This window comes from Chryseobacterium sp. KMC2 (genome assembly GCF_016756935.1).
Taxonomy (GTDB): domain Bacteria; phylum Bacteroidota; class Bacteroidia; order Flavobacteriales; family Weeksellaceae; genus Chryseobacterium; species Chryseobacterium rhizosphaerae.
This window is the reverse complement of the sequence record NZ_JAESIT010000043.1, coordinates 1-5,079: the sequence shown is the minus strand read 5'-3', so window position 1 is coordinate 5,079 and position 5,079 is coordinate 1. Positions and strand designations below refer to the sequence as shown.

Genomic DNA, 5,079 nt, shown 5'->3' with positions numbered 1-5,079 from the left:
AAAGCGAAAGATATAAAGATCATTGACATACAATATAACAACCAAGTAAGGAAAAACTAAAGCGTCAAAACTTTGAGTGAGTCAGACAAACATACAATGGAGAGTTTGATCCTGGCTCAGGATGAACGCTAGCGGGAGGCCTAACACATGCAAGCCGAGCGGTAGAGATTCTTCGGAATCTTGAGAGCGGCGTACGGGTGCGGAACACGTGTGCAACCTGCCTTTATCAGGGAGATAGCCTTTCGAAAGGAAGATTAATACCCCATAATATATTAAGTGGCATCACTTGATATTGAAAACTACGGTGGATAGAGATGGGCACGCGCAAGATTAGATAGTTGGTGAGGTAACGGCTCACCAAGTCTACGATCTTTAGGGGGCCTGAGAGGGTGATCCCCCACACTGGTACTGAGACACGGACCAGACTCCTACGGGAGGCAGCAGTGAGGAATATTGGACAATGGGTGAAAGCCTGATCCAGCCATCCCGCGTGAAGGACGACGGCCCTATGGGTTGTAAACTTCTTTTGTATAGGGATAAACCTAGATACGTGTATCTAGCTGAAGGTACTATACGAATAAGCACCGGCTAACTCCGTGCCAGCAGCCGCGGTAATACGGAGGGTGCAAGCGTTATCCGGATTTATTGGGTTTAAAGGGTCCGTAGGCGGATCTGTAAGTCAGTGGTGAAATCTCACAGCTTAACTGTGAAACTGCCATTGATACTGCAGGTCTTGAGTGTTGTTGAAGTAGCTGGAATAAGTAGTGTAGCGGTGAAATGCATAGATATTACTTAGAACACCAATTGCGAAGGCAGGTTACTAAGCAACAACTGACGCTGATGGACGAAAGCGTGGGGAGCGAACAGGATTAGATACCCTGGTAGTCCACGCCGTAAACGATGCTAACTCGTTTTTGGATTTTCGGATTCAGAGACTAAGCGAAAGTGATAAGTTAGCCACCTGGGGAGTACGTTCGCAAGAATGAAACTCAAAGGAATTGACGGGGGCCCGCACAAGCGGTGGATTATGTGGTTTAATTCGATGATACGCGAGGAACCTTACCAAGGCTTAAATGGGAAATGACAGGTTTAGAAATAGACTTTTCTTCGGACATTTTTCAAGGTGCTGCATGGTTGTCGTCAGCTCGTGCCGTGAGGTGTTAGGTTAAGTCCTGCAACGAGCGCAACCCCTGTCACTAGTTGCCATCATTAAGTTGGGGACTCTAGTGAGACTGCCTACGCAAGTAGAGAGGAAGGTGGGGATGACGTCAAATCATCACGGCCCTTACGCCTTGGGCCACACACGTAATACAATGGCCAGTACAGAGGGCAGCTACACAGCGATGTGATGCAAATCTCGAAAGCTGGTCTCAGTTCGGATTGGAGTCTGCAACTCGACTCTATGAAGCTGGAATCGCTAGTAATCGCGCATCAGCCATGGCGCGGTGAATACGTTCCCGGGCCTTGTACACACCGCCCGTCAAGCCATGGAAGTCTGGGGTACCTGAAGTCGGTGACCGTAACAGGAGCTGCCTAGGGTAAAACAGGTAACTAGGGCTAAGTCGTAACAAGGTAGCCGTACCGGAAGGTGCGGCTGGAACATCTCATTTTAGAGCGTCTTAAAGACGATAAACAAAATAAGGTACTTTAATGTACCATGTACTTACTTAAAGAGAAGCTTTAGTTTTTTATTTGGTTGCTATATATATATAAAAATACAAAACCCACTAGAAATTAGTAAAAAGGGATTGAGACGAGAGGCAAGATAGAAGAAGAAGATCAGTCTGATATCTAATATCTGAAGTCTGTTAGTCTAACAGACAGTCTCGTAGCTCAGCTGGTTAGAGCGCTACACTGATAATGTAGAGGTCGGCAGTTCGAGCCTGCCCGAGACTACTAATTAAAGCGGATAGCAAATAGCGACTGGCTAGTGGCGAAAAGCCAACAGCAAGAAGCCATAAGCTAGCAGCAACTAGAGGGGGAATTAGCTCAGCTGGCTAGAGCGCCTGCCTTGCACGCAGGAGGTCAAGGGTTCGACTCCCTTATTCTCCACAGTTTTGGAAGACTGATTTAAAAGTTACGAATGGAGCCAAAAACAACATTTGTTCATCAGTTTGAAAAGAAGACATTAAGATCATTGACATTAACGGTAAAGACATCACAAAGAGATAACCGAGCACTTTCGAGTGCCGAGTTTATAAAAATATCGATAAATTAAATTTTATCAAAAAATACTGAACTAATTAATAATTAGGAAAGAAATCGTTAAGGGCGTATGGCGGATGCCTAGGCTTTCAGAGGCGAAGAAGGACGTGGTAAGCTGCGAAAAGCTGCGGGGATCGGCACACACGAATTGATCCGCAGATGTCCGAATGGGGCAACCCGGCTGGTTGAAGACCAGTCACCTAGCAATAGGAGCAAACCCGGAGAACTGAAACATCTAAGTACCCGGAGGAAAAGAAATCGAAGAGATTCCGTAAGTAGTGGCGAGCGAAAGCGGATTAGCCCAAAAGCTGATATATGTTTAATAGAATGTTCTGGAAAGAACAGCCGTAGAGGGTGATAGCCCCGTAAATGAAAGGCATATTTGAGTGATAAATGAGTAGGGCGGGACACGTGAAATCCTGTCTGAATATGGGGGGACCATCCTCCAAGGCTAAATACTCCTGAAAGACCGATAGTGAACAAGTACTGTGAAGGAAAGGTGAAAAGCACTTCGAATAGAAGGGTGAAATAGAACCTGAAACCGTACGCCTACAAGCGGTCGGAGCACCTATATGGTGTGACGGCGTGCCTTTTGCATAATGAGCCTACGAGTTAATTTTACTAGCGAGGTTAAGGTATTAAGTACCGGAGCCGGAGCGAAAGCGAGTCTGAATAGGGCGGTTAGTTAGTAGGATTAGACGCGAAACCTTGTGATCTACCCATGGGCAGGTTGAAGCTCTGGTAACACAGAGTGGAGGACCGAACCGGTTGACGTTGAAAAGTCTTCGGATGACCTGTGGGTAGGGGTGAAAGGCCAATCAAACTGGGAGATAGCTCGTACTCTCCGAAATGCATTTAGGTGCAGCGTCGTATATAAGTTTATTAGAGGTAGAGCTACTGATTGGATGCGGGGGTTTCATCGCCTACCAATTCCTGACAAACTCCGAATGCTAATAAATGTTCTACGGCAGTGAGGGCATGGGTGCTAAGGTCCATGTCCGAGAGGGAAAGAACCCAGACCAACAGCTAAGGTCCCAAAATATATGTTAAGTTGAAACAACGCGGTTGGACTGCATTGACAGCTAGGATGTTGGCTTGGAAGCAGCCATTCATTTAAAGAGTGCGTAACAGCTCACTAGTCGAGCGGTCCGGCATGGATAATAATCGGGCATAAACATATTACCGAAGCTATGGATTTATACCTTAGGGGTATATCTGGTAGGAGAGCATTCTATTTGCGCCGAAGCAGTATCGTGAGGTATTGTGGAGCGGATAGAAAAGAAAATGTAGGCATAAGTAACGATAAAGCGGGCGAGAAACCCGCTCACCGAAAGACCAAGGCTTCCTCAGCCATGCTAATCAGCTGAGGGTTAGTCGGGACCTAACGCGAACCCGAAAGGGGTAGTGGATGGACAATGGGTTAATATTCCCATACTTGCTCACACTAAAAAGGGGACGGAGTGCCGTACTTACTGGAGACTGACGGAATAGTCAAGGCCTAGCCTTCGGGCGAAGCTGCTGTAGGGAAAGTGCTTCCAAGAAAAGCCGAAGTGAAGCAACCCGTACCAAAACCGACACAGGTGGTCGAGGAGAGAATCCTAAGGTGCTAGAGTGAATCATGGTTAAGGAACTAGGCAAAATAGTCTCGTAACTTCGGGAGAAGAGACGCCATCAGCAATGGTGGCCGCAGTAAAGAGGCCCAGGCGACTGTTTATCAAAAACACAGGACTCTGCAAAATCGAAAGATGCAGTATAGGGTCTGACACCTGCCCGGTGCTGGAAGGTTAAGGAAGGTGCTTAGGGTTAAACCGAAGGCATTAACTGAAGCCCCAGTAAACGGCGGCCGTAACTATAACGGTCCTAAGGTAGCGAAATTCCTTGTCGGGTAAGTTCCGACCTGCACGAATGGTGTAACGATCTGGGCACTGTCTCAACCATGAGCTCTGTGAAATTGTAGTCTCGGTGAAGATGCCGAGTACCCGCAATGGGACGAAAAGACCCTGTGAACCTTTACTATAACTTCGTATTGACTTTGAGTAAGTAATGTGTAGGATAGGTGGGAGGCTTTGAAGCAGGCACGCTAGTGTTTGTGGAGCCAACGTTGAAATACCACCCTTTACTTACTTGGAGCCTAACTTCTGAATAGAAGGACATTGCGTGGTGGGTAGTTTGACTGGGGTGGTCGCCTCCAAAAGAGTAACGGAGGCTTTCAAAGGTACCCTCAGCACGCTTGGTAACCGTGCGTAGAGTGTAATGGCATAAGGGTGCTTGACTGTGAGACCAACAAGTCGATCAGGTGCGAAAGCAGGACATAGTGATCCGGTGGTTCCGTATGGAAGGGCCATCGCTCATAGGATAAAAGGTACTCCGGGGATAACAGGCTAGTCTCCCCCAAGAGCTCACATCGACGGGGAGGTTCGGCACCTCGATGTCGGCTCGTCACATCCTGGGGCTGGAGAAGGTCCCAAGGGTTGGGCTGTTCGCCCATTAAAGTGGCACGCGAGCTGGGTTCAGAACGTCGTGAGACAGTTCGGTCTCTATCTATTGCGGGCGTTAGATGTTTGAGAGGGCTTGATTCTAGTACGAGAGGACCGAATTGAACAAACCTCTGGTGTATCAGTTGTTCCGCCAGGAGCACCGCTGAGTAGCTACGTTTGGAAGAGATAAGCACTGAAGGCATATAAGTGCGAAACTCGCCTCAAGATGAGACATCTTTTAAGGGTCGTTGGAGATGACGACGTTGATAGGCTACAGGTGTAAAGACAGTAATGTCATAGCCGAGTAGTACTAATTACCCGTAGATTTATAGCCTAATATGGCGCACGAAAGTGCAGCAAGGTTAGCTCTTTGTGAAAGTTTTTATCGAATTAAAAC

At 47.4% G+C, this 5,079-nt stretch carries 2 tRNA genes and 2 rRNA genes; all 4 read left to right on the top strand.

Going from position 1 to position 5,079, the window contains the following annotated elements:
* Positions 1–93 precede the first annotated feature (93 nt).
* Positions 94–1,610: ribosomal RNA gene (locus JML65_RS23650) — 16S ribosomal RNA — on the top strand.
* Positions 1,611–1,822: 212 nt separating this feature from the next.
* Positions 1,823–1,896: transfer RNA gene (locus tag JML65_RS23645), tRNA-Ile, on the top strand.
* An 82-nt stretch (positions 1,897–1,978) separates the two neighbouring features.
* Positions 1,979–2,052 (top strand) — tRNA-Ala (locus JML65_RS23640).
* Positions 2,053–2,255: 203 nt separating this feature from the next.
* A 23S ribosomal RNA gene (locus tag JML65_RS23635) occupies positions 2,256–5,016 on the top strand.
* The 16S and 23S rRNA genes sit together here with 2 tRNA genes alongside, the layout of an rRNA operon.
* Positions 5,017–5,079: the final 63 nt, after the last annotated feature.